Genomic DNA, 22,723 nt, shown 5'->3' with positions numbered 1-22,723 from the left:
CGATCATTCCTCCCTGCCGGCTTGGATGCCGCGATCCGGACTGCGCCACCGAGCACGCTGGCATCGCGCGCCACACAGCCCCTTGGGCACGGCGACCACCGCAGTGAGCGTCGATAGCGTCCAATACAGCAAGGGATACCAGATCACCCAGAAATAATGGCGCAGGAATCCCGTCCGCTCATAGCGTTGATCGATCACCAGGCTGACCAGGAACTGGAGCAGACACGTCGCGCCGAGCAGCAGACCATTCCACTGTGGCAGCAGCGTATGCACTTGCCACTCCTGCGGCAGAGATACGAATGGGCCCAAGCAAAACAACACGGCGATCGCCAGCATCACATAGGCCCAGATCAAGCTGGTGAAGTACTCGATCGCCACGCCCCAGAAACGCCGTTGCCGCCAGGCGAATAGGCTTCGGCCATAACGCATCATCACTTCGACACCGCCCTGGGCCCAACGCAGGCGTTGCTGCCAGAGCCCCTTGAGTGTTTCCGGCATATAGATGTAACAGAGCGCCTCGGGTTCGAAGCGAATATCCCAATGATCCATCTGCAAGCGCCACGAGATATCGATATCCTCCGTCACCATGTCAGCGTGCCAATAGCCCACACTATCCAACGCGGCGCGGTTGAATCCCGTCACCACCCCGGAGACGGTAAAAATACGGCCATAGGTGCGCTGGGCACGCTTTATCAGGCCGATGATAGAGGAAAATTCGCCGACCTGGATCTTGCCCAGCAGCGTCGAGCGATTGAGGATGCGGGGATTGCCGGTCACCGCGCCCACGCGAGGCCCACCGGTCAGATGGCGCATCATCCAGTAGACGGCATAGGGGTGCAACAAGGCATCGCCATCGATGGTCACCAGATAATCGCTGCGGGCCGCAAGCGTGCCGGCGCGCAATGCCACGGCCTTGCCTTGGTTGGCCGCGAAATGGATGACCCGCAGGCGTTCGTTGTCTGCCGCCAATCGATCGAGAATGGCACCCGTATCGTCTTGACTACCGTCATTGACGGCGATGACATCGAAGTGCGGATAACGCGTCGCCAACGCATAGGCAATCGTCTGTTCGACCTGGGCCGCTTCGTCGTGACAGGGAATAACGATGCTGACCGGTGGTGCATTCGCTCCCAACTCCTCGAGGCGCGGCGTCGTATCCTTCCCGCGTTCACGCCGCAGGTAGAACCAGAGTCCGCCGATGATCCACATCCAGGCCATGAAGATCGGGTAATAGAACGCAAAACCGAACATCGTGTCGCGCCAGTCGATGGTCAGTATCCAGGCAACGAGTGCATCGATCATGGCTGGCTCCGGCGGTGGGGAAACTCGTTGAGGCTCATGCCTTCGAACGTGGGCTGAAACGCCGGCTTGCCAGTGATGAAGTCATCCGGATAATACGCCAGATTGAGCGCACCACGACGCACGAGCTGATGCATCCAGTCACGCAGGCGCGTTGGCGCGATCCATTCATCGCGCTCCCAATCATAGGTCTGCAGCTCGAACACCGTTTTATCGAGACCGCGTGGGTAGCGCTGTACCCGGTCCACTAGCGTATCCAGCCACTCTTTCGCCGGCTTTTCGGTTCCATCCAGATAGGGCATCGCCATCAGAGCGACGTCGTCGTAATGCTCAAGAAAGGGCCCCAGCGCCTGGGAGAAACGCGCTTCCGCGCTTGGGTCGAGCACGACACGCGCATAGAGATTACGCGCCACGCGAAAGCGATTGCTCAGGTTGGCGTAGTGCCGCGCCCCGTCGAGCGCCTGCTCACCGAAGTCGATCAGCGCCTGGGTCTTGTCCCGCGCGCTCAGCTTGCAATCGGTAATCCGGCGACCACTATCCGGCCAACGAGCCTTGCGCCAGCAGGCCTGAGCGTCCTCGTCTGCGGCCAGATAGGCGTCGTCGTGGATCAAGATACCGTCGATACTCGGCGTGCTGCGGGCCAGATCCGCATAGATATCTTGTACAAGCGCCTGCGCCTCGGGACGAAACGGACTCAGGCGTCGATAGGCACGCTCGGCAACGCGACTTTCGCCATTGGCCTCGTGCACCCGAACCTGCAAGCGACGCTGCCGAGAGGCATCCGGCAGGTCGAAGGCCAGCAAGGGTAGCCAGGCATACACATCTACCCCGGCGCGCGTCTTGAGTTGCCAGGCGACGCGGTTGAACAGATCGGCGCGTACCGGCAGATGATCGTTGGGGAAATACAGCGATGAGGCGGTGCCATCGCCGTCCGGGTCGGCGAATGCCTGCAGATAGACCGTGCGCACCTGCATCGCCTTGATGCGATCGAGCAGCGCGCTCAGGTTGGCATGGACCTGGTCGGGATCGTCATCGTAGAGCATGTCGAGATCGACCTGCACGGCACGCTGGCTACGTGTCGGTGGGTCGAGCGTCTGCGCGACCTGTGCTTCGATATCCACCGGCGTGGGATTGTCCATGACCAGCATGCGCCCGAAGTCAGGCCCCGAGGCGGGGGTCGGCAGGCGCCGGTCACCTAGATTGAAGGTGAAATCAAAGCCGGCATCACGCGCGATCGCCTCGGTCTCGGCATTGGTAGCACCATACGGCCAGACCACGGTCCTCGGGCGCACGCCCGTGTTCGACGCGATCACATCGGCGCTCTGCACCAGGTCATCGTGAATGCGCTGGCGATACGCGGCCTCGTCTTCATACTCACCGCTCGCCGGATCGTAACGCCGCGCCAGCGCAGCCGGCTCGACGTTGCCCTGCGGGTTGGCGCGAATGCCACGGTGCAGATCATGGGTGTGAGTAGCAATCTCGACCAACCCCGAGGCCTGCATAGCACGCACCTGCTCCCAGGTGACGAAGCCTGCCTGGCCGCGCGTGGCACCGTTGTACTGGATTTCATCTCTGGCGGTACCGTCACGCGCGTCGCTCGCCGCGTTACCCAGATTTTCCGCCAGTTGAGCGGTATCGCGCGATGCCACGCTTTCGCCCTTGCGGACCCGCTCGAGCCATCCGGTCTCGACAGCGAAGAGCGCCGGATAGTCGTAGGCTTGTAGTAGCGGATACACGCGACGATAGAAGCTTTCCAGGCCATCGTCGAAACTCAGCAGGACGGCGTTCGAGGGCAGCGGCCGCTTGCCTTGGCGTGCCGCCTGAATGTCGTCTAACGACACCGGATGCCAGTCATGCGCCAGCATCCAATCGAACCACGCCGCCAGCCGCTGATGACTGATCGCATAGGGATCGCGCCCCACCGCTGGCTGAGCAGCCTCACGCACATCATGAAACCCGAGCGTCACGAAATGACCCTCGGGTATCTGCACATTGGCCGAGGCAGCGGGCTCGCTCGGGGACGGCGCAGTCGGCGTCTCGGCCACACTGGGGCAGGCTATCAGCAACCCCACGCCGAGCAGCAATATTGATACCAGCGACGGCATTACAGCACCCCCTCGAAACCGAACTGTCCATACCAGCGCTTCTCGCGCTCGCCTTCATAGGCATGGCTTTCCCAGCCGATGCCGTAATTGATCGACCAGGTCCGCGTTAATTGCCAGGTATGGCCATAGGAGGCCTCGTAACCCGGCGCACCGCCATAGCCGCTTTCCCATTCCGACGCCGCGCCCAGCGCGAGATTCTGGGTCAAGGAGCGCTCGTAGCGACGCCAGGTCAGCCAGTCGTGCTCAAGCGTAATACCTGCCGTGCGCTGGTTTTCGGGATTGTAATAATCGGCGTCGACATCGCGGTTGTGTTCAGCCGACAGCGAACCAATCAGCCGGGTCTGATGATGGGCACTGGCCTGAATGCGCTGGGTCAGGTCGGCCGAGATATCGCTGCGCAGGTTGCCATCGCTGATATCCAGTGCGCCCAACGTGAGCGTGGCTTCGCGGGATTCATTCTGGCGCCAGGTGACTTGCGTCTGATAGAGACGCCCGTCCAGATCGTCACGCTCGGCACGCAGCGGCGTTTCGGGCGATTGCGTCTGGGTGCGTAACTGGTATTGCCAATGATCGCCAAGCCATTGCGACCAGCCGAGATCGAGGCCAAGGTCATCATTGAGACGCTCACCGCTCAACGCCGCCCACCAGTGTCGACGCAGCCACTGGCGTTCTACCCCCAGACCCTGGCGACCATGGCGTTCGGCGCCCTCATCGTATTCGCCCCATTGATAGGACTGCTCGACATAGGCCCGATAGCCTCCCTCGCTCCAGGGTGAGTTCAGGCGCAGTTGGTAATCGCCATCCTGGCTCCCGTTAACGGCATCACCACCGTGAGAGCTGCCGACATTGCCCTGCCCCTCGACGGAGAAGTGCTGACGATCCAGCCATTCGAGCCGATTACGGCGTACCGCCGAATCGCTCGGAAACTGCTCAGCCAAGGCCTCGCTGGTCGCCCGCCAACGCGGAAACGCTTCGAGATCCTGGGCGTTCTCGGCGATATTCAGACGCGTGGCCTTATCGTTCGGGGCGTACCCCTTGGCCAGGGCGATCGTTGTCTGCGCTTGTTGGTACCAACCACGGGCACGCTCGGCGGTGGCCAGGGCATTGATGACATCGGTGTTGCGAGGTGCCGCTCGATACAGCGTAGTGGCCCTATCAAGCGCAACATCTTCATGATTTCGATACGCCGCGTCGCGGACCTGGAGGCGATCGATTTCACTGCGTTCCCAGTTGGGAACCGGCGCCGCTGTCTCGTTCTCACGATAGCGCCACGTCGGGGTCCGATCATTCAGGCGCGCCAGTTGTTGCTCGGCGCCCTCGTAGTCTTCGCTTTCGATCAACGCGTAGTAGTAACCGGTACGCACCGATAGCGGTGCCTGGGGATTGGCGTCAATAACTTCACGATAGAGCCGCGCCGCAGTTTGGGGTTGATGACGCGCCAGATAGGCATCAGCGACCGGGCCCTTGGCATAGGTCGGCACATTGGCCGATTCACGCTGTAAGGCCTGGTAGTCATCGATCACCGCCTCGAAGCGGTTCAATTGACGCAATACCACCAGCCTGTCGAAGCGCGTCCGCAGACTGGCTTCGCTACCCGGCGGGAAGCGCTCGAGATTGGCATTCAGTGAGTCGAGCGACTTTTCCAACTCGGTATTGCTCGTCGCATAGTGATGCCGACGCTCGAGACGAGCCTGCTCCTGTGTGCCATCGCGGATCGCCACCGTCGCCACATCGGCATCGAAGCGATGCTGTGTAGCCTGTGGCCAATTCGGTTGGTATTCCTCTCGCAGCTGCTCGGCGCGGCGATGAGCTCCCAGATTGGAGAGACTCGATATCTGGGTCTTGAGCGCCTGGTCATTGTCCGGGGCATACGTCAAGACACGCTCAGCGAGCTGCAGGGCAACCCCAGGATGGCCTTGCTGGCGCTGGCGCTCGGCGATTCCCGCCAAGTCGTCGGCGTTGGGATGCCCGTCAGGCCCCGTACGCACATCGTCACCATAGGCCGACGCCGACGCATCAACGGCCGGCAGTCGACCATCGGGAAAACGCGTGTCCGCCGGAACGACACTTGTCGACGCCAAAAGCAGACTCAGCGCGACAAGCCCAGTAAAAGGCACACGCGAGCGTAGAAAACGATGACAGCCGGTACGTACGCGCGTACACGCGCAATGGCCTGCATGGCCATCCTTCCACCGGCCGCCGAAGCGGGGGGATTGCATTATGCGATGACACCACCGTTAGTTCCGTTAACGAGACGAAGGCTCAAATCCGTTGAGCAGGCGCTGTAGCGATATGGAGGCTAGTAGGGAATCCCCCTATATGCAAACGGTTGTGATGTTATGTGTCTTTGCGTATCCATAAAAAAGCCCCGATATACGGGGCTTCACAGTTGACTATCGCTTCATCACCGGGCCGACGCTAGAACGGGATTTCGTCGTCGAAGTCATCGAAGTTGCCGGGATTGGGAGCCCCGTAATTGCCTTGCTGGCCACCCTGCTGGGGTGGCTGTTGCTGGGGTACCTGCTGCTGCGGGGGCGGGCCGCCCTGTGGCTGGCCATAGCCACCGCCCTGCTGCGCCGCAGCGCCTTGCCCCATGCCTTGCTGAGGCGCATTTTGCGAGGGCTGAGCGTAGTCGCCGCCGCCTTGGCCGCTACGCGAGTCGAGCATCTGCATGTCGTTGGCGACGATCTCGGTGGAATACCGATCCTGTCCGTCCTGACCCTGCCACTTGCGCGTCTGCAGACGGCCCTCGATATAGATACGCGAGCCTTTCTTCACGTACTGCTGAGCGATTTCCGCCAGCTTGTTGAACATCACCACCGTGTGCCATTCGGTACGTTCCTGGCGCTGACCGCTCTGGCGGTCGGTCCAGGTGTCGGTGGTCGCGATGCGTAGATTGCACACCGGATTGCCGGAAGGTAAAAAGCGGACTTCCGGATCCTGACCGAGGTTGCCGATCAGGATGACCTTGTTCACGCCGCGCGCCATGTGAGTCTCCTTGAAATAGTCCCGCGCCCATTATCAGGCGCTGTTGTGATCTCGCTCGGATCCGAGCACGCGTTCCAGCGCCTCGGTGTCCAGCCGCTGACGGTCGACCTTGAGGTAGGCGACACGCTCGTCGGGCACCACCATGACATCCTCGACGCCGGCCACGGCGGCGAATCGCTCCATCAGTGTATCCATCGCGCCCATCGAGCGCTCGTCCAGCGCGACGATCTCGCTCGAGAGATGGCGGGGGGCCGGCATCTTCCAGACAATCGCCAACCATACCGCACCCAGCAAGGTGGCGCCCAGAAAGACCGCATCCAGGCCGAAATGCTGGGAGAGAAAGCCCCCGGCCGTTCCGCCCAGGAAAGCGCCCAGAAACTGGCTGGTGGAATACACGCCCATCGCCGTGCCCTTGGCACCCGCCGGGGCCAGCTTGCTGATCATCGACGGCAGCGTGGCTTCCAACAAGTTGAAGGCCACGAAGAATCCCCAGAGCAGCGAGAACAACGCCCAGCGCCCATCGGAAAACTCCACCAGCCCGGCCAGGCACAGCGTCAGCCACGCCACGGCACCGATGAAGATCGGTTTCATCTTGCGGTACTTCTCGGCCACGATCACCAGCGGCACCATGGCCACGAAAGCCAGCGCCATGATCGGCAGGTATACCCAACCGTGATGCGCCGGCGCAATGCCCAAGGCTTCCAGGCGAAAGGGCACGACCACGAAGCAGGCGGTCAGGATGGCGTGCAGGGCGAAGATCGAGAAATCCAGGCGCAACAGATCACGCCGCGCCAGCATTCCGCGCAGCTGGGTGCGGTCGAGCCCTACGTCGCGATGCGACACCAGGCGTGGTGCCCGCGGCACCAACCGCCATAGTACCAAGAGCCCCACCGCGGCGAGTACGGCAGTGAACCAGAATACACCGGCCAGACCGAAAGGATCGGCGACCAAGGGCCCCACGACCATGGCCACGCCGAATGCGATGCCGATCGACAGCCCGATGGTCGCCATCGCTGCGGTGCGAACTTCTTCGCGGGTCTGATCGGCCAACAGCGCCATGATCGCCCCGGCAACTGCGCCACTGCCTTGCAGACAGCGTCCGGCAATCACCCAACCGATCGAGGTCGCCTGGGCGGCCACCACACTGCCCAGCAGAAACAACAAGAGCCCAATGCTGATGATGAGCTTGCGGCCGAAGCGATCCGATAGCAGCCCGAAGGGAATTTGTAGAATCGCCTGTGTCAGGCCGTAGCCGCCCAGCGCCATCCCTACCAGCAAGGGGGTGGCGCCCTCCAGGCCATCGGCGTAGATCGCCAAGACCGGCAATACCATGAAAAGCCCGAGCATACGCGTCGCATACAAGCTGGCGAGGCCGAAAATGGCGCGCCGCTCGGTGTGAAGCAATGATGAAGACATGATTGAGTCGCGTCGTTGAAGAGAAGAAACGTTCGATACCGAAACCGGCCCACGAGGCCTTGCCATAGGGGCCGTGACGAACCAACACCTCGGCGTCTCGCATGCGCGCAGACGCCGACCAAGCGCATTTTACCGACTGCCTGCCTGCCAAGGAAAGGACGCGCTTTGCCCGGACTCCACTGCAGCCTCTATAATCGATCCTTTGACCGCGCCACCGCCACGGCGCAACCGGCACGAGGTGGGCATGGACAGAATTCTGGTCAGGGGTGCGCGCACCCACAATTTGCAGAACATCGACGTCGAAATACCGCGTAACAAGTTGATCGTCATCACCGGCTTGTCCGGTTCCGGCAAGTCATCGTTGGCCTTCGACACCCTTTACGCCGAGGGACAGCGGCGCTATGTGGAGTCCCTTTCCACCTACGCCCGCCAATTCCTATCGATGATGGAAAAGCCCGATGTCGACCACATCGAAGGGCTCTCGCCGGCGATTTCCATCGAGCAGAAATCGACGTCCCACAACCCGCGCTCGACGGTCGGCACGATTACCGAGATCCACGACTATCTGCGCCTGCTCTATGCCCGCGCGGGGACGCCACGCTGTCCCGAGCACGATATCGACCTCGAGGCCCAGACCGTCTCGCAGATGGTCGATCAGGTTCTGGCACTGTCCGAAGGCAGCAAGTTGATGCTGCTGGCGCCGGTCATCAGCGGCCGCAAGGGCGAGCACCAGCAACTGCTGGCCGAGCTACGCGCCCAGGGTTACGTCCGTGCCATGGTCGACGGTCAAGCCGTGGAACTCGACGAGCTGGGACCGCTCGACAAGAACAAGAAACACGATATCAGCGTGGTAGTAGACCGCATCAAGGTACGCGATGGGCTCGCCCTGCGCCTGGCCGAGTCGTTCGAAACCGCGCTCGGCCTGTCCGATGGCATCGCCATCATTCACGACATGGATGGCGCGCGCGACGACATCGTCTTTTCGGCACGCTTCGCCTGTCCGGTGTGCGGCTACTCCATCGCGGAACTCGAGCCGCGCATGTTTTCGTTCAACAACCCCGCTGGGGCCTGCCCCACCTGCGACGGCCTCGGGGTACGCCAGTATTTCGATCCGCACAAGCTGATCAGTCATCCCGAGCTATCGCTGGCCGAAGGCGCCATCAAGGGCTGGGACCGGCGCAGTGTGTATTACTTCAACCAGCTCCAGTCGGTCGCCGAACACTATCGTTTCGCGCTGGAAACGCCCTGGCAGGATCTCGCTCGGCACGAGCGTGACGTCGTATTGCACGGCAGTGGGCAGGATCAGATCGCCTTCAGCTACGTCAACGATCGGGGCCGCAAGGTCACGCGCGAACATGCCTTCGAGGGCGTCCTCCCCAACATGGAGCGACGTTACCGCGAAACCGAGTCGAGCATGGTGCGCGAAGACCTCGCCAAACACCTGGCGGTACGGCCCTGCCCGTCCTGCCAAGGAACACGACTGCGCAAGGAAGCCCGCCATGTCTACGTCGACGGACGTCCGCTCCCCGAGATCTCACAACTGCCCATCGGTGAGGCTTGGCATTATTTCGCGGCACTGGAACTGCCCGGACGCAAGGGTGAAATCGCCGTCAAGATCGTCCATGAGATCCACTCGCGCCTGGAGTTTCTGGTCAATGTGGGGCTCGACTATCTGACTCTGGAACGTAGCGCCGACACGCTCTCCGGCGGCGAAGCTCAGCGCATTCGCCTGGCCAGCCAGATCGGCGCGGGCTTGGTCGGCGTCATGTACATTCTCGATGAACCCTCGATCGGCCTGCATCAACGCGACAACGACCGGCTACTTCAGACGCTCGAGCGCCTGCGCGATCTCGGCAATACGGTCATCGTCGTCGAGCACGACGAGGAAGCGATACGCGCGGCGGACCATGTCCTCGACATCGGCCCCGGCGCCGGTGTACATGGCGGCCGTATCGTCGCCCAGGGGACACCCGAGCAGATCACCCAATGCGATGCCTCGCTGACGGGCCAGTACCTATCGGATAAACGCCGCATCGAGATGCCGGCGTACCGCATCCCCGGCAATCCGGAGAAAATGCTGCGCCTCACCGGGGCCAATGGCAACAACCTGCAGAACGTCACGCTCGAGTTGCCTCTCGGCCTTTTCGTCTGCGTGACGGGAGTGTCCGGCTCGGGCAAGTCAACGCTGATCAATTCGACGCTGATGCCTGTCGCCACGCGCGAGCTCAACCGCGCCACGAGCCTCACCCCCGCGCCTTACCAGCGCATCGAAGGACTGGAGTTGCTCGACAAGGTCATCGACATCGATCAGAGCCCGATCGGGCGGACGCCGCGCTCCAACCCGGCCACCTATACTGGCATTTTCACACCGATTCGAGAGCTCTTCGCGGGCACCCAGGAGGCGCGCTCGCGTGGCTACAAGCCCGGACGATTCAGCTTCAACGTCAAGGGCGGGCGCTGCGAAGCCTGCCAGGGCGAGGGGCTGATCAAGGTCGAGATGCACTTCCTGCCCGATATCTACGTGCCTTGCGACGTCTGCCAGGGCAAGCGTTATAACCGCGAGACACTGGAGATCCAGTACAAGGGCAAGAACATCCATGAAGTGCTGGAGATGACGATCGAGGAGGCACTGGAATTCTTCTCGCCGGTCCCTGCCCTCGCGCGGCGCTTGCAGACACTGATGGACGTCGGCCTGTCCTACGTGCGCCTGGGACAAAGCGCCACGACCCTCTCCGGCGGGGAAGCGCAGCGCGTCAAGCTTGCCCGCGAGTTGGCCAAGCGCGATACCGGCAAGACCCTTTACATACTCGACGAGCCCACCACCGGACTGCACTTCGAGGACATCCGCCAATTGCTCGGTGTGTTGCACCGCCTGCGCGACCATGGCAATACCATCGTGGTCATCGAGCATAACCTCGACGTGATCAAGACCGCCGACTGGCTTATCGACCTCGGTCCCGAGGGCGGCTCCGGCGGAGGGCGCATCATCGCCGAGGGTACTCCAGAGCAAGTCGCCAAGATGGAGGTCTCGCACACCGGGCGCTTTCTCGAGCCAATCCTGGCCAAGCGCACAACCGCCAAAGCGACGCGCGAAACGAGTACTGCCGCAACCTGACCGGGGTGCCGGCTATCAACAACGCATAAAAAAGCCGGCCCCGAGGGGCCGGCTTTATTGTGCCGAGATGGCAAAGCCTGGCGAAGATTACTCTTCGGCAGCTTCCTCCACGACCGGACGGTCGACCAGCTCGACATAAGCCATCGGTGCATTGTCTCCAGCACGGAAACCGCACTTGAGAATACGCACATAGCCACCCGGACGCTCGACATAACGCGGGCCCAGCTCGTTGAAGAGCTTGCCGACCGTTTCTTTGGAACGGGTGCGATTGAAGGCCAAACGGCGGTTGGCGACACTGTCCTGCTTGGACAAGGTAATCAGCGGCTCGACGTGACGACGCAGTTCCTTGGCCTTGGGCAGGGTAGTCTTGATGACTTCGTGCTCGACTAGCGACACACACATGTTCTTGAACATGGCATGGCGATGCGAGCTCGTACGATTGAGGTGACGACCACTCTTACGATGACGCATGGTTGAAATTCCTTACCAAACTGGGACTCGAGTCGGCACTCACGCAGAGGCCTTGTCGTCCTTCAGGCTCGCCGGCGGCCAGTTTTCCAGCCGCATGCCGAGGGAAAGACCGCGCGCTGCCAGAACGTCCTTGATTTCATTCAAGGATTTCTTGCCGAGATTCGGGGTCTTCAACAGCTCCACTTCGGTACGCTGAATCAGATCACCGATATAATAAATATTCTCGGCTTTCAAGCAGTTGGCGCTGCGAACGGTCAACTCGAGATCGTCTACGGGGCGCAGTAGAATCGGATCGATCTGATCCTCTTCTTCTTCGACTTCCTGTTCCTTGTCGGCTTCGAGGTCGACGAACGCGCCCAGCTGCTCTTGCAGGATGGTCGCGCTGCGGCGAATCGCCTCTTCCGGATCCAAGGTGCCGTCGGTTTCCAAGTCGATAATCAACTTATCGAGATCGGTACGCTGTTCGACACGCGCGGCTTCCACGGAGTAGGACACACGACGCACCGGGCTGAAGGTCGCATCCAGCTGGAGGCGACCGATCGCACGCGATTCGTCTTCCTCGGAAGCACGGGTATCCGCTGGCTCATAGCCACGACCGCGAACCACCTTGAGCTCCATTTTCAGCTCGCCGCTGTCGTTGAGGTGCGCGATAACGTGATCCGGGTTGATGACGTCGACATTGTGATCGACGGCGATATCGCCCGCGGTCACCACACTCGGACCCTGCTTGCTCAGCGTCAGAACCACTTCGTCACGGCCATGCATCTTGATGGCGACGTCCTTGAGGTTCAGGAGAATTTCGATGACGTCTTCTTGGACGCCCTCGATGGCGCTGTACTCGTGTAGAACGCCTTCAATCTCCGCTTCCACAATGGCGCAACCGGGCATGGAAGACAGCAGGATGCGACGCAGAGCATTCCCCAGGGTATGGCCGAAACCACGCTCGAACGGTTCGAGCACGATCTTCGCATGATTCGCGTTGATCTCTTCGACCTTGATGTCGCGAGGACGGAGAAACTCTGTCACTGAACGCTGCATAAGAACACCTTTCAGGCTGCCAAACGGATACTCAGTACTCGAAACCAGGCCCTGGCATGGGGCCTGGCGGCATCACGCAGTGGCTGCATGATTACTTCGAGTACAGCTCGACGATCAGGTTTTCGTTGATGTCGGCAGACAGGTCGCCGCGTTCCGGGACAGCCTTGAAAGTGCCTTCCATCTTTTTGGAGTCGACGTCGATCCAAGTCACATCGCCACGGTTAGCGGCAATTCCCAAGGCGTTTTGAATACGCGCCTGGTTTTTGGACTTTTCACGAACGGACACCACGTCACCCGGCTTGACCTGATAGGAAGCCACGTTGACGCTACGGCCATTCACGGCGATTGCCTTGTGGCTGACCAACTGACGCGCTTCTGAGCGCGTGGAGCCGAAGCCCATACGGTAGACGACATTGTCCAGTCGGGATTCGAGAAGCTGCAACAACAACTCGCCGGTCGCGCCCTTGAGACGGGCCGCTTCCTTGTAGTAGTTGCGGAACTGCTTCTCGAGTACGCCATACATGCGACGTACTTTCTGCTTCTCACGAAGCTGCAAGCCGTAGTCGGAAAGACGCTGACGGCGCTGGCCGTGGACACCCGGGATCTGCTCGGATTTGCACTTTTTCTCGAAGGGAGTAACACCGCTCTTCAAGAAGAGGTCGGTGCCTTCACGACGAGACAGTTTGCACTTCGGTCCAATATAACGTGCCATGAATCTGTCTCCTTAAACGCGGCGTTTCTTCGGCGGACGGCAGCCGTTATGGGGAACGGGCGTCGCGTCGGTAATGCTCTGCACGCGGAAACCCGCGCCATTGAGCGCACGCACGGCGGATTCACGGCCGGGACCGGGTCCCTTGACCAGCACGTCGACGTTTTTCACACCATACTCGGCTGCAGCAGTCGCTGCACGTTCGCTTGCTACTTGAGCAGCGAACGGGGTGCTCTTACGAGAACCACGAAAACCCGAACCACCGGCAGTCGCCCAAGAAAGAGCGTTGCCCTGGCGGTCTGTGATCGTCACGATCGTGTTGTTAAAAGAGGCATGGATGTGGGCAACCGCATCCACTACCTGCTTTTTCACCTTTTTACGGTTACTACGCGGGTTAGCCATGTTGATGTCTATTCCTGTCTTAACGCACGAACATGCGTTTTATTTGCGAATCGGCTTACGCGGTCCCTTACGGGTACGCGCGTTGGTCTTGGTACGCTGACCACGCAGCGGAAGACCACGACGATGACGCAGACCACGATAGCAACCCAGGTCCATGAGACGCTTGATGTTAAGCGTCGTATCACGGCGAAGGTCGCCTTCAACGGTATACTTGCCGACTTCGTTGCGCAGGGTGTCCACTTCGTCTGCGGACAGCTCCTGAACTTTCGTCGTCGGCGCGATGCCGGTCGCGACGCAGATTTCCTGCGCACGTGTACGGCCAATCCCGAAGATATAGGTCAGCGAGATCGCCGCATGCTTATTGTCCGGGATATTGACGCCAGCAATACGGGCCATCAGCTTACTCCGAATGTTGAGCGGCTTGCTCGTTTAGTCGTCTATAAGGGCGCAATAGCATACCCCTTTGTCTCTGATGAGACAAGGGGTATGCCTACACCCGCTTTTAAGTCAGCGCAGGATCAACCCTGGCGCTGCTTATGCCGCGGTTCGCTACAGATGACACGAATCGCGCCATTGCGCCGAATGATCTTGCAGTTACGGCACATTTTCTTGACGGAAGCTCGAACTTTCATCGTTCTCTCCAAAAAACCTAGCGGGGCTCGTTTAACGCAGGATACCGCCGCTGCCATAGCCTTTCAGGTTGGACTTCTTCATCACCGATTCATATTGATTCGACATCAGATGCGACTGCACCTGGGCCATGAAGTCCATGACCACCACCACCACGATGAGCAAGGAAGTGCCGCCAAAGTAGAAAGGCACATCCCACGCCACCACGAGGAACTGAGGCATCAGGGAAACTGCGGTGATGTACAAGGCGCCGAAAAGCGTCAGACGCGTCATGACCTTATCGACATAGCGGGACGTTTGCTCGCCCGGACGAATCCCCGGCAAAAACGCTCCCGACTTCTTCAGGTTGTCGGCGACATCCTTGGGATTGAAGACCAACGCCGTGTAAAAGAAGCAGAAGAATAGCACCGCCGCCGCGAAAAGCAAGATGTACAACGGCTGTCCCGGCCCAAGCGCCTGCGATACCGTCTGCAACCAGGCCATGTTCTGCCCGTCACCGATCCACTGGCCAATCGAGGCTGGGAACAACAAAATACTGGAGGCAAAGATCGGCGGTATGACACCGGCCATATTGACCTTCAGCGGCAGATAGCTGCTCTGCCCGGCATACATCTTGTTGCCTACCTGACGACGCGGATAATTCACCTTGATCCGCCGCTGGCCACGTTCGATAAAGACCACGAATGCAACGGTCGCAATCCCCAGAACTGCCAACGACAGCAACGGCAAGATATTCCAGGCCCCATCGTTTCGCGCCAGCTCGAAAGACTGACCGATAGCGCTCGGAAGACCCGCCACGATACCCGCGAAGATGATAAGGGAAATGCCGTTACCAATACCTTTTTCGGTGATCTGCTCGCCCAGCCACATCAGGAACACGGCACCCGCGACAAACGTCACGATCGCTGTGAAGTAGAAGCTGAGATCGCCGCTGTAGGCGACGCCCTGTCCGACCAGACCGACTGCCATGCCGGTCGCCTGGATCAATGCCAGCAGCACCGTACCGTAGCGCGTGTACTGGTTGATCTTGCGCCGGCCAGCCTCACCTTCCTTCTTCAGCTGTTCCAGCTGAGGCGAGACCGCCGTCAGGAGCTGCATGATAATCGACGCGGAGATATACGGCATGATCCCCAGCGCAAAAATACTCATGCGCGACAACGCACCACCCGAAAACATGTTGAACATGCCCAGGATGGTGCCTTGATTTTCCCTGAACAAGGCAGCGAGCTGGTCAGGATTGATGCCAGGCACCGGGATATGGGCACCGATACGGTACACCACGATGGCGATGAACACGAAACGCAAACGCGCCCAAAGTTCACTCAGACCACTTCCACTGGCCGGCATGTTTCCTGACTTAGCCATTTAGTCCTCTACCTTGCCACCGGCAGCTTCGATCGCGCCACGGGCACCCTTGGTGACCTTGAGACCACGAACCGTGACTGCTTTGTTCAGTTCACCGGAGAGAATCACCTTCGCGTACTTGGTATTATCCTTAAGTACGTTGGCTTTCTTAAGGCTATCCAGATCGACGATATCACCATCGATCTTGGCCAACTCCGCCACGCGCACCTCTTCAGATGCCAGCGACTTGATGGACGTGAAACCGTATTTCGGCAGACGACGCTGCAAAGGCATCTGACCGCCTTCGAAACCCGGCTTCACGGACCCACCGGAGCGTGACTTCTGGCCTTTGTGGCCACGGCCACCGGTCTTGCCCAGACCGGAGCCAATGCCACGACCGACGCGCTTCTCGGCGTGCTTCGAGCCCAGTGCTGGGCTCAGACTATTGAGTTTCATGGATTACTCTCCCTCAACACGCACAAGGTAATTAACCTTGTTGACCATACCGCGTACGGCGGGGGTGTCTTCCAGTTCAACCGTGTGACCGATGCGGCGCAGGCCCAAGCCACGAATAGTGGCCTTGTGCTTTTCCAGAATGCCGATGGTACTACGAGTCTGGGTAACCTTGATCGTTGCTGATGCCATGATGCCTTACCCCGCGAGCTCTTCGACGGACATACCACGTTTAGCGGCAATGTCCTCCGGAGACTGCATGGCAGCGAGACCTTTGATAGTCGCGCGCACCACGTTCACCGGGTTAGTGGAACCGTAACACTTGGCGAGAACGTCATGGACGCCTGCCAGTTCGAGTACGGAGCGCATGGCACCGCCAGCAATGATGCCGGTACCTTCAGACGCTGGCTGCATGAACACCTTGGAGGCGCCATGACGGGCCTTCGTCGGGTACTGCAGCGTAGAGCCACTGAGACTTACCTTCACCATGTTGCGGCGAGCTTGATCCATCGCCTTCTGAATCGCGACAGGCACTTCACGTGCTTTGCCGCGACCGAAGCCGACTCGACCATTGCCGTCGCCAACGACGGTCAGTGCGGTGAAGCCGAAAATACGACCACCTTTCACTACCTTGGCGACGCGGTTTACCTGCACGAGTTTCTCTTGCAGATCGCCGCCCTTCTGTTCGTTATTCGCCATCGTAAAACCCTTTAGAATTCCAGGCCGCCTTCACGAGCGGCATCTGCAAGGGCCTTGATACGACCGTGGTATTTAAACCCGGCACGATCAAAGGCCACCTCGGTGATGCCCGCTTCCTTCGCGCGTTCGGCAATCAGGGCGCCGACCTTGGAGGCGGCGTCAGAATTGCCCGTGGATCCTTCACGCAGGCTCTTATCGAGCGTGGATGCGCTGGCCAGTACTTGGCCACCATCCGGCGAAATGATCTGCGCGTAGATGTGGCGCGGCGTGCGATTGACGCACAAGCGAGACACGCCAAGCTCGCGGATCTTGGCGCGAGCACGGCGGGCACGACGGAGACGAGATTCTTTCTTCGCGTTCATAACCCTGCCTTACTTCTTCTTGGCTTCTTTGCGGCGGACTTCTTCGTCGCCATACCGAATTCCCTTGCCCTTGTAGGGCTCGGGCGGACGGAAGGCACGAATTTCCGCTGCGACCTGGCCGAGCTTCTGCTTGTCCGCGCTTTTCAGCACGATCGTGGTGTTCTTCGGCGTTTCAGCCGTCACACCTTCAGGCAGCGTATACTCGACGGGGTGCGAGAAGCCTAGTGTCAGGTTGAGTGTGTTGCCGCTTGCTTGCGCGCGGTAACCGACACCGTTGATCTCGAGAGACCTGCTAAAGCCTTCCGAGACGCCGGTAACAAGGTTCTGCACCAGCGCACGGGTGGTTCCGACCATCGCCCAGCTTTTGGCGGACTCGCTCGGATTAAATGTCAGTTGGCCTTCTTCCTGGCCCACGGTGACATCGGAATGCACGTTCATGGAGAGCGTGCCCTGACCGCCCTTGACGGTCAGCTTGTCGGCTTCGAGTTTCACCTCGACGCCATTCGGCAATTTCACCGGATATTTGGCTACGCGGGACATTCCAAACTCCTAGAATACGGTGCAGATGACTTCACCACCGACACCGGCCTGACGCGCCGCACGATCCGTCATCACGCCCTGAGAGGTGGTGACGATCGCGATGCCCAGACCATCCGCGACTTTCGGTAGCGCATCCTTGCCCTTGTAAGAGCGCAGGGACGGCTTTGAAAAGCGCTGGATGTGCTCGATGACCGGCTTACCCTCGAAGTACTTGAGAGTAACGGCCAGCTGGGGCTTGGCGCCTTCCGTGACGGTGAAGTCGTGGATATAGCCCTCTTGCTTCAATACGCGAGCCACCTCGACCTTGAGGTTGGAAGACGGCATGGAAACCGTCTCCTTGGTGGCCATCTGCGCATTGCGGATACGGGTAAACATATCCGCCAGAGTATCTTGCATGCTCATTACGTTGCGCTCCTGATTCTCGCGTGGCTTACCAGCTGGACTTCTTGAGCCCAGGTACGTCGCCACGCATGGCGGCTTCACGCAGTTTGTTGCGGCCCAAGCCGAACTTGTTGTAGAAGCCGTGCGGACGACCGGTCACGCGGCAGCGATTACGCTTACGCACCGGACTGGAATCGCGCGGCAACTCCTGAAGTTTCAGTTGGGCGTCGAAGCGCTCTTCATCAGAAGCGTTGACGTCATAGATGACGGCCTTGAGCTCGGCACGCTTGGCCGCGTACTTGTCTACCAGCTTCGCGCGCTTGAGCTCACGCTCAATCATGCTTTTCTTTGCCATGATCCCACCCTTATTTCTTGAACGGGAAGTTCAGCGCGCTCAGCAGCGCACGGCCTTCTTCATCGGTGTTGGCAGTAGTGGTGATTGTGACATCCAACCCGCGAATACGATCAATCTTATCATATTCGAGCTCGGGGAAGATGATCTGTTCACGCACGCCCATAGAGTAGTTGCCACGACCATCGAAGGACTTGGGGTTCAGACCACGAAAGTCACGAACGCGCGGAATCGCGACGTTCACGAGACGATCGAGGAAATCCCACATCCGTTCGCGACGTAAAGTCACCTTGATGCCGATCGGCCAGCCTTCGCGGACCTTGAAGCCTGCGATAGACTTGCGCGCCTTGGTCACTATCGGCTTCTGACCGGAGAGCTTCTCCAGGTCGCCGATGGCGTTGTCGATCAGCTTTTTATCGCTGGTCGCATCGCCGATGCCCATATTAAGGGTCACCTTGGTGATCCGCGGTATCTGCATCACGTTGGCGTAGCTGAACTGCTCTTGGAGCTGAGCTGCCACCTCGTTCTGATAACGTTCTTTCAAGTTCGCCATTTTGCTACCCGACTCGCGTTAGGCGTCGATCTGCTTTTGCGTCGACTTGTAGATACGTACCTTGGTACCGTCTTCCTGAATCTGGAAGCCGACGCGATCCGCCTTACCGGTCTCCTGATTGAAGATGGCCACGTTGGATCCGTGAATCGGGGCCTCACGCTCGACGATACCCCCCTGCTTGCCTTGCATGGGGTTAGGCTTGGTGTGACGTTTAATCATGTTCACACCGGACACAACATAGGTTCCGTTTAGGACCCGTTTAATCGTGCCGCGCTTGCCCTTGTCCTTGCCGGCAATGACGATCACTTCGTCGTCACGTTTAATCTTTCGCATATCCGCCTCGCTCCTCACAGCACTTCAGGCGCTAGGGAAATGATCTTCATGAACTTCTCATTGCGAAGCTCACGCGTAACCGGCCCGAAGATACGGGTACCGATCGGCTGCTCGTTAGCGTTTTGCAACAGAACGGCCGCATTTCCATCGAAGCGGATCAGTGAACCGTCTGTACGACGGACACCACTCTTGGTACGTACAACGACAGCCTTGAGAACCTGGCCTTTTTTGACCTTGCCTCGCGGAATCGCTTCCTTGACCGTCACTTTGATGACGTCACCAACACGGGCGTAACGGCGGTGTGACCCGCCCAGCACCTTGATGCATTGCACCCGGCGCGCGCCGCTGTTGTCGGCGACATCCAGCATTGTCTGCGTCTGAATCATCGGTTTTCTCCAAACCTAAACTGACTGCACTGGTGAAAGGCTCTGGCCTGCTCAGCCCTTGGCCTGCTCGACCACCTCGACCAGCGTCCAGGCTTTCAACTTGGAGATCGGACGGCACTCTTCGATAGAGATCGTGTCGCCAATCTTCGCCTGGTTCGCCTCGTCATGGGCGTGCAGTTTGGTGGAGCGCTTCACGTACTTGTCGTAAATCGGATGCCGTACACGGCGCTCGACCTGAACGACGACGGACTTGTCCATCTTGTCGCTCACGACCTTGCCAGTCAGTGTACGGGCATTATTTTCTTCAGCCATCTCAGTCACCTGCCTTCTCATTGAGCACAGTCTTAACGCGAGCAATATCGCGACGCACCTGCTTGAGCAGATGGGTCTGGCTCAGCTGGCCGGTGGCCTTCTGCATGCGCAGGTTGAACTGCTCCCGGAGGAGCTCGAGCAGCTGCTGCTGAAGCGCTTCGACTGATTTTTCACGAATTTCCTGGGCTTTCATCACATCACCGTCCGTTTCACAAAGGTGGTGGAGACCGGGAACTTCTGGGCGGCCAGGTCAAAAGCCTCACGCGCCAGCTCCTCGGAAACGCCTTCGATCTCGTAGAGCACCTTTCCGGGCTGGATTTGGGCGACCCAGTATTCAACGGAGCCCTTACCCTTACCCATACGGACTTCCAGCGGCTTCTCGGTAATCGGCTTATCCGGGAAAACGCGGATCCAGATCTTACCGCCACGCTTGACGTGACGTGTAATGGCACGGCGGCCGGCTTCGATCTGGCGAGCGGTGATACGTCCGCGACCGGTGGCTTTCAGGCCGTACTCGCCGAAGCTCACCTTGCTTCCGCGATGCGCGAGACCGCGGTTACGGCCTTTTTGCACCTTGCGAAATTTCGTACGCTTGGGTTGTAACATCGATCACTCTCCCCTTACTTGGAACCTTTTTTCTTGGGCCCCGGCGCCTGAGCTTGTTTCTGCTTGGCACGCACTTCCTCGATACCGCCGAGGATCTCACCCTTGAAGACCCACACTTTGACGCCGATAACGCCGTAAGTGGTGTGCGCTTCGTAAGTGGCGTAATCGATGTCGGCGCGCAGCGTGTGCAGCGGCACGCGACCTTCGCGGTACCATTCGGTACGCGCGATTTCCGCACCACCAAGACGCCCTGACAGCTGAATCTTGATGCCACCGGCGCCAAGGCGCATGGCATTCTGTACGGCGCGCTTCATGGCACGGCGGAACATTACGCGGCGCTCGAGCTGTCCGCACACGTTCTGTGCGACGAGCTGGGCGTCGAGTTCCGGCTTGCGAACCTCTTCAATGTTGACGTGCACAGGCACGCCCATCATCTCGGAGACGTCGCGACGCAGGCGATCGACATCCTCGCCCTTCTTACCAATCACGATACCCGGGCGGGCAGTGTGAATGGTGATGCGTGCGTTATTTGCTGGACGCTCGATGGTGATATCGCTCACGGAGGCGTTTTTCAAACGCTGCTCCAGGAAGCTACGCACTTCGAGATCATTATTCAGCTTATCGGCATAAGCACCACGCTCTGCATACCAGACGGAGCGGTGATCCTTAACGATGCCTAGCCGAATACCTGTCGGATTTACTTTCTGACCCATCTGGTCGACTCCTACTTCTCGGCTACCTTGACGGTGATGTGGCAGGTGCGCTTCAAGATGCGATCCGCACGGCCCTTGGCGCGAGGCTGGATGCGCTTAAGCGTCATGCCCTCATCGACGCAGATGGTCGAGACACGCAGCTCGTCGATGTCCATGCCATTGTTTTCTTCCGCATTCGCGATGGCGGACTGAAGCACTTTCTTGACGATCTTCGCCGCTTTCTTCGGCGAGTACGTCAATGAATCCAGTGCTTCGGCGACCGGCTTACCGCGCACCAGGTCAGCCACCAAACGGGCCTTCTGGGCGGATAAACGAGCGCCACGCAGCTTTGCTGTGACTTCCATCTCTCTAACCTCTCTGGCTTACCGTTTGGCTTTCTTGTCCGCCGCATGACCGCGATAAGTGCGGGTCGCAGCGAATTCGCCCAGCTTGTGGCCAACCATTTCCTCGGAGACATGCACCGGGACGTGTTGGCGACCGTTATGGACTGCAATGGTGAGCCCGACCATATTGGGCAGGATCATGGAGCGACGCGACCAGGTCTTGATCGGTTTGCGATCGCTCTTCTCCACTGCAGTCTCAACCTTCTTCAACAGATGAAGGTCAATAAAGGGACCTTTCTTCAGTGAACGTGGCACAGCCGTTACCTCTTGATGTCTTGGCGTTAGATCTTATTTCCGGGCCTTGCGGCGACGGACGATCAGCTTTTCGGTGCGCTTGTTCTTGCGGGTCTTGTGGCCCTTGGTGGGAATACCCCACGGGCTGACCGGATGACGGCCACCGCTGGAGCGGCCTTCACCACCACCATGCGGATGGTCCACCGGGTTCATCGCAACACCGCGAACCGTCGGGCGCACGCCTCTCCAGCGCTTCGCACCGGCTTTGCCAAGTTGACGGAGGCTGTGCTCGGAATTGCCCACTTCACCCAGGGTTGCACGACATTCCGCCAGAATCTTGCGCATCTCGCCGGAGCGTAGACGCACCGTGGCGTAGTTGCCTTCACGTGCTACCAATTGGGCACTGGCCCCGGCACTCCGCGCGATCTGAGCACCCTTGCCAGGCTTCATCTCGATGCAGTGCACGGTAGACCCTACCGGAATGTTACGCAGCGGCAGCGCGTTACCACGCTTGATCGCTGCATTGACGCCGGACTCCAAGCGGTCGCCCGCTTTCACGCCACGCGGAGCGATGATGTAGCGACGCTCGCCATCCAGGTACTTGAGCAGCGCAATGTTGGCGCTACGATTGGGATCGTATTCGAGGCGCTCAACGACGGCGGCAACGCCATCCTTGGCACGTTTGAAATCGATCACACGATAGTGCTGACGGTGACCACCCCCGACATGACGGGTAGTGATACGACCGTTATTGTTACGACCGCCGCTCTTGGATTGCTTCTCCAATAGGCCGGCATAAGGGCGGCCCTTGTAGAGCTCGTCGTTGACGACTTTGACGACGTGACGACGACCGGCGGACGTGGGTTTGGTCTTAACAACTGCCATGATCCGTACTCCTG

General features: G+C 59.5%; 30 protein-coding genes. 1 reads left to right on the top strand and 29 read right to left on the bottom strand.

The window, feature by feature from the left end:
- Positions 1-3 precede the first annotated feature (3 nt).
- The 5 genes from pgaC to L1071_RS14220 form a co-directional block, all read right to left on the bottom strand.
- Positions 4-1,302, bottom strand: coding sequence for a poly-beta-1,6-N-acetyl-D-glucosamine synthase (pgaC, locus tag L1071_RS14240; RefSeq protein WP_246976075.1), 1,299 nt, complete (start codon positions 1,300-1,302; stop codon positions 4-6).
- Positions 1,299-3,404, bottom strand: a complete 2,106-nt coding sequence (pgaB, locus tag L1071_RS14235; RefSeq protein ID WP_246976071.1) for a poly-beta-1,6-N-acetyl-D-glucosamine N-deacetylase PgaB — start codon at positions 3,402-3,404, stop codon at positions 1,299-1,301. The genes pgaC and pgaB overlap by 4 nt, the downstream gene beginning before the upstream one ends.
- Positions 3,404-5,485 carry a poly-beta-1,6 N-acetyl-D-glucosamine export porin PgaA gene (pgaA, locus tag L1071_RS14230; protein WP_246976066.1) on the bottom strand — a complete coding sequence of 694 codons (2,082 nt, stop codon included), beginning with the start codon at positions 5,483-5,485 and terminating at the stop codon, positions 3,404-3,406. The genes pgaB and pgaA overlap by 1 nt, the downstream gene beginning before the upstream one ends.
- A 337-nt stretch (positions 5,486-5,822) precedes the next feature.
- On the bottom strand, positions 5,823-6,392 hold the full coding sequence (locus L1071_RS14225) for a single-stranded DNA-binding protein (protein WP_246976063.1): 570 nt from the start codon (positions 6,390-6,392) through the stop codon (positions 5,823-5,825).
- A 33-nt stretch (positions 6,393-6,425) separates the two neighbouring features.
- Complete coding sequence (locus tag L1071_RS14220) at positions 6,426-7,808, bottom strand: MFS transporter (protein WP_246976060.1); 1,383 nt, start codon at positions 7,806-7,808, stop codon at positions 6,426-6,428.
- A gap of 244 nt (positions 7,809-8,052) precedes the next feature.
- Here L1071_RS14220 and uvrA point away from each other — a divergent pair, with 244 nt between their 5' ends.
- Positions 8,053-10,923, top strand: a complete 2,871-nt coding sequence (gene uvrA / locus L1071_RS14215) for an excinuclease ABC subunit UvrA (RefSeq protein ID WP_246976057.1) — start codon at positions 8,053-8,055, stop codon at positions 10,921-10,923.
- 87 nt (positions 10,924-11,010) lie between these two features.
- On the opposite strand, the gene rplQ is transcribed toward uvrA, so the two are convergent.
- The 24 genes from rplQ to rplB form a co-directional block, all read right to left on the bottom strand.
- Complete coding sequence (gene rplQ / locus L1071_RS14210; protein WP_246901062.1) at positions 11,011-11,394, bottom strand: 50S ribosomal protein L17; 384 nt, start codon at positions 11,392-11,394, stop codon at positions 11,011-11,013.
- Positions 11,395-11,433: 39 nt separating this feature from the next.
- Positions 11,434-12,432 (bottom strand): DNA-directed RNA polymerase subunit alpha, encoded by a 999-nt coding sequence (locus tag L1071_RS14205; protein WP_246976053.1) that lies wholly within the window; start codon positions 12,430-12,432, stop codon positions 11,434-11,436.
- A gap of 91 nt (positions 12,433-12,523) precedes the next feature.
- Positions 12,524-13,144: a 30S ribosomal protein S4 gene (gene rpsD / locus L1071_RS14200; protein ID WP_040239375.1), complete on the bottom strand. Its 621-nt coding sequence runs from the start codon at positions 13,142-13,144 to the stop codon at positions 12,524-12,526.
- A gap of 12 nt (positions 13,145-13,156) precedes the next feature.
- Complete coding sequence (rpsK, locus tag L1071_RS14195; RefSeq protein WP_246901049.1) at positions 13,157-13,543, bottom strand: 30S ribosomal protein S11; 387 nt, start codon at positions 13,541-13,543, stop codon at positions 13,157-13,159.
- A gap of 39 nt (positions 13,544-13,582) precedes the next feature.
- Entirely contained in the window at positions 13,583-13,939 is a 357-nt protein-coding gene (gene rpsM, locus L1071_RS14190) for a 30S ribosomal protein S13 (RefSeq protein ID WP_246976050.1), read from the bottom strand.
- Positions 13,940-14,061: 122 nt separating this feature from the next.
- Positions 14,062-14,175, bottom strand: a complete 114-nt coding sequence (gene rpmJ, locus L1071_RS14185) for a 50S ribosomal protein L36 (protein WP_075369409.1) — start codon at positions 14,173-14,175, stop codon at positions 14,062-14,064.
- Positions 14,176-14,206: 31 nt separating this feature from the next.
- Complete coding sequence (gene secY / locus L1071_RS14180; RefSeq protein ID WP_246901045.1) at positions 14,207-15,538, bottom strand: preprotein translocase subunit SecY; 1,332 nt, start codon at positions 15,536-15,538, stop codon at positions 14,207-14,209.
- The gene (gene rplO / locus L1071_RS14175) at positions 15,539-15,973 is read right to left on the bottom strand and encodes a 50S ribosomal protein L15 (RefSeq protein ID WP_075369411.1); all 435 of its coding nucleotides are present in this window, start codon (positions 15,971-15,973) and stop codon (positions 15,539-15,541) included.
- A 3-nt stretch (positions 15,974-15,976) separates the two neighbouring features.
- On the bottom strand, positions 15,977-16,162 hold the full coding sequence (gene rpmD, locus L1071_RS14170; RefSeq protein WP_246976047.1) for a 50S ribosomal protein L30: 186 nt from the start codon (positions 16,160-16,162) through the stop codon (positions 15,977-15,979).
- 6 nt (positions 16,163-16,168) lie between these two features.
- The gene (rpsE, locus tag L1071_RS14165; RefSeq protein WP_040239388.1) at positions 16,169-16,669 is read right to left on the bottom strand and encodes a 30S ribosomal protein S5; all 501 of its coding nucleotides are present in this window, start codon (positions 16,667-16,669) and stop codon (positions 16,169-16,171) included.
- An 11-nt stretch (positions 16,670-16,680) separates the two neighbouring features.
- Positions 16,681-17,031, bottom strand: a complete 351-nt coding sequence (gene rplR / locus L1071_RS14160; protein WP_246901040.1) for a 50S ribosomal protein L18 — start codon at positions 17,029-17,031, stop codon at positions 16,681-16,683.
- A 9-nt stretch (positions 17,032-17,040) separates the two neighbouring features.
- Positions 17,041-17,571, bottom strand: coding sequence for a 50S ribosomal protein L6 (gene rplF, locus L1071_RS14155; protein WP_246976045.1), 531 nt, complete (start codon positions 17,569-17,571; stop codon positions 17,041-17,043).
- A 9-nt stretch (positions 17,572-17,580) separates the two neighbouring features.
- Entirely contained in the window at positions 17,581-17,973 is a 393-nt protein-coding gene (rpsH, locus tag L1071_RS14150) for a 30S ribosomal protein S8 (protein WP_246976042.1), read from the bottom strand.
- Positions 17,974-18,001: 28 nt separating this feature from the next.
- Positions 18,002-18,307 (bottom strand): 30S ribosomal protein S14, encoded by a 306-nt coding sequence (gene rpsN / locus L1071_RS14145; protein WP_246924429.1) that lies wholly within the window; start codon positions 18,305-18,307, stop codon positions 18,002-18,004.
- Positions 18,308-18,317: 10 nt separating this feature from the next.
- Positions 18,318-18,857 carry a 50S ribosomal protein L5 gene (gene rplE / locus L1071_RS14140; protein ID WP_246901026.1) on the bottom strand — a complete coding sequence of 180 codons (540 nt, stop codon included), beginning with the start codon at positions 18,855-18,857 and terminating at the stop codon, positions 18,318-18,320.
- 18 nt (positions 18,858-18,875) lie between these two features.
- Positions 18,876-19,190, bottom strand: coding sequence for a 50S ribosomal protein L24 (gene rplX / locus L1071_RS14135; protein ID WP_246976039.1), 315 nt, complete (start codon positions 19,188-19,190; stop codon positions 18,876-18,878).
- A 14-nt stretch (positions 19,191-19,204) separates the two neighbouring features.
- Positions 19,205-19,576, bottom strand: coding sequence for a 50S ribosomal protein L14 (gene rplN, locus L1071_RS14130; protein WP_040239405.1), 372 nt, complete (start codon positions 19,574-19,576; stop codon positions 19,205-19,207).
- A gap of 51 nt (positions 19,577-19,627) precedes the next feature.
- Complete coding sequence (gene rpsQ / locus L1071_RS14125) at positions 19,628-19,888, bottom strand: 30S ribosomal protein S17 (RefSeq protein WP_246976036.1); 261 nt, start codon at positions 19,886-19,888, stop codon at positions 19,628-19,630.
- A 1-nt stretch (position 19,889) separates the two neighbouring features.
- A complete protein-coding gene (gene rpmC, locus L1071_RS14120) occupies positions 19,890-20,081 on the bottom strand; it encodes a 50S ribosomal protein L29 (RefSeq protein ID WP_011505737.1) in 192 nt (63 codons plus the stop codon).
- Positions 20,081-20,494 (bottom strand): 50S ribosomal protein L16, encoded by a 414-nt coding sequence (gene rplP / locus L1071_RS14115; RefSeq protein WP_011505736.1) that lies wholly within the window; start codon positions 20,492-20,494, stop codon positions 20,081-20,083. The genes rpmC and rplP overlap by 1 nt, the downstream gene beginning before the upstream one ends.
- Before the next feature lie 14 nt (positions 20,495-20,508).
- A complete protein-coding gene (gene rpsC, locus L1071_RS14110) occupies positions 20,509-21,207 on the bottom strand; it encodes a 30S ribosomal protein S3 (protein WP_246901019.1) in 699 nt (232 codons plus the stop codon).
- Positions 21,208-21,218: 11 nt separating this feature from the next.
- Positions 21,219-21,551, bottom strand: coding sequence for a 50S ribosomal protein L22 (gene rplV / locus L1071_RS14105; RefSeq protein WP_246901017.1), 333 nt, complete (start codon positions 21,549-21,551; stop codon positions 21,219-21,221).
- Positions 21,552-21,569: 18 nt separating this feature from the next.
- On the bottom strand, positions 21,570-21,845 hold the full coding sequence (rpsS, locus tag L1071_RS14100) for a 30S ribosomal protein S19 (RefSeq protein ID WP_011505733.1): 276 nt from the start codon (positions 21,843-21,845) through the stop codon (positions 21,570-21,572).
- Between the two features lie 33 nt (positions 21,846-21,878).
- The gene (gene rplB, locus L1071_RS14095) at positions 21,879-22,709 is read right to left on the bottom strand and encodes a 50S ribosomal protein L2 (RefSeq protein WP_246976033.1); all 831 of its coding nucleotides are present in this window, start codon (positions 22,707-22,709) and stop codon (positions 21,879-21,881) included.
- Between the last annotated feature and the right edge of the window lie 14 nt (positions 22,710-22,723).

Source organism: Chromohalobacter sarecensis (assembly GCF_023061135.1).
Lineage (GTDB): Bacteria > Pseudomonadota > Gammaproteobacteria > Pseudomonadales > Halomonadaceae > Chromohalobacter > Chromohalobacter sarecensis.
The sequence above is the reverse complement of the archived record's forward strand: the minus strand, read 5'-3'. Positions and strand labels throughout refer to the sequence as shown.

Bases quoted from the DNA above. Each gene is read 5' to 3' on its own strand.
- rplX (WP_246976039.1), bottom strand. From the start codon at position 19,190: ATGCGAAAGATTAAACGTGACGACGAAGTGATCGTCATTGCCGGCAAG.
- rplO (WP_075369411.1), bottom strand. From the start codon at position 15,973: ATGAAACTCAATAGTCTGAGCCCAGCACTGGGCTCGAAGCACGCCGAG.
- rplV (WP_246901017.1), bottom strand. From the start codon at position 21,551: ATGGAAGTCACAGCAAAGCTGCGTGGCGCTCGTTTATCCGCCCAGAAG.
- rpmJ (WP_075369409.1), bottom strand. From the start codon at position 14,175: ATGAAAGTTCGAGCTTCCGTCAAGAAAATGTGCCGTAACTGCAAGATC.
- L1071_RS14205 (WP_246976053.1), bottom strand. From the start codon at position 12,432: ATGCAGCGTTCAGTGACAGAGTTTCTCCGTCCTCGCGACATCAAGGTC.
- rpmD (WP_246976047.1), bottom strand. From the start codon at position 16,162: ATGGCATCAGCAACGATCAAGGTTACCCAGACTCGTAGTACCATCGGC.
- rplE (WP_246901026.1), bottom strand. From the start codon at position 18,857: ATGGCGAACTTGAAAGAACGTTATCAGAACGAGGTGGCAGCTCAGCTC.
- rpsQ (WP_246976036.1), bottom strand. From the start codon at position 19,888: ATGGCTGAAGAAAATAATGCCCGTACACTGACTGGCAAGGTCGTGAGC.
- rpsM (WP_246976050.1), bottom strand. From the start codon at position 13,939: ATGGCCCGTATTGCTGGCGTCAATATCCCGGACAATAAGCATGCGGCG.
- rplQ (WP_246901062.1), bottom strand. From the start codon at position 11,394: ATGCGTCATCGTAAGAGTGGTCGTCACCTCAATCGTACGAGCTCGCAT.
- rpsC (WP_246901019.1), bottom strand. From the start codon at position 21,207: ATGGGTCAGAAAGTAAATCCGACAGGTATTCGGCTAGGCATCGTTAAG.
- pgaC (WP_246976075.1), bottom strand. From the start codon at position 1,302: ATGATCGATGCACTCGTTGCCTGGATACTGACCATCGACTGGCGCGAC.
- rplB (WP_246976033.1), bottom strand. From the start codon at position 22,709: ATGGCAGTTGTTAAGACCAAACCCACGTCCGCCGGTCGTCGTCACGTC.
- rpsH (WP_246976042.1), bottom strand. From the start codon at position 17,973: ATGAGCATGCAAGATACTCTGGCGGATATGTTTACCCGTATCCGCAAT.
- rplF (WP_246976045.1), bottom strand. From the start codon at position 17,571: ATGTCCCGCGTAGCCAAATATCCGGTGAAATTGCCGAATGGCGTCGAG.
- rplN (WP_040239405.1), bottom strand. From the start codon at position 19,576: ATGATTCAGACGCAGACAATGCTGGATGTCGCCGACAACAGCGGCGCG.
- uvrA (WP_246976057.1), top strand. From the start codon at position 8,053: ATGGACAGAATTCTGGTCAGGGGTGCGCGCACCCACAATTTGCAGAAC.
- L1071_RS14220 (WP_246976060.1), bottom strand. From the start codon at position 7,808: ATGTCTTCATCATTGCTTCACACCGAGCGGCGCGCCATTTTCGGCCTC.
- rplP (WP_011505736.1), bottom strand. From the start codon at position 20,494: ATGTTACAACCCAAGCGTACGAAATTTCGCAAGGTGCAAAAAGGCCGT.
- rpsD (WP_040239375.1), bottom strand. From the start codon at position 13,144: ATGGCACGTTATATTGGACCGAAGTGCAAACTGTCTCGTCGTGAAGGC.
- pgaB (WP_246976071.1), bottom strand. From the start codon at position 3,404: ATGCCGTCGCTGGTATCAATATTGCTGCTCGGCGTGGGGTTGCTGATA.
- rplR (WP_246901040.1), bottom strand. From the start codon at position 17,031: ATGAACGCGAAGAAAGAATCTCGTCTCCGTCGTGCCCGCCGTGCTCGC.
- rpsK (WP_246901049.1), bottom strand. From the start codon at position 13,543: ATGGCTAACCCGCGTAGTAACCGTAAAAAGGTGAAAAAGCAGGTAGTG.
- rpmC (WP_011505737.1), bottom strand. From the start codon at position 20,081: ATGAAAGCCCAGGAAATTCGTGAAAAATCAGTCGAAGCGCTTCAGCAG.
- rpsN (WP_246924429.1), bottom strand. From the start codon at position 18,307: ATGGCAAAGAAAAGCATGATTGAGCGTGAGCTCAAGCGCGCGAAGCTG.
- rpsE (WP_040239388.1), bottom strand. From the start codon at position 16,669: ATGGCGAATAACGAACAGAAGGGCGGCGATCTGCAAGAGAAACTCGTG.
- secY (WP_246901045.1), bottom strand. From the start codon at position 15,538: ATGGCTAAGTCAGGAAACATGCCGGCCAGTGGAAGTGGTCTGAGTGAA.
- L1071_RS14225 (WP_246976063.1), bottom strand. From the start codon at position 6,392: ATGGCGCGCGGCGTGAACAAGGTCATCCTGATCGGCAACCTCGGTCAG.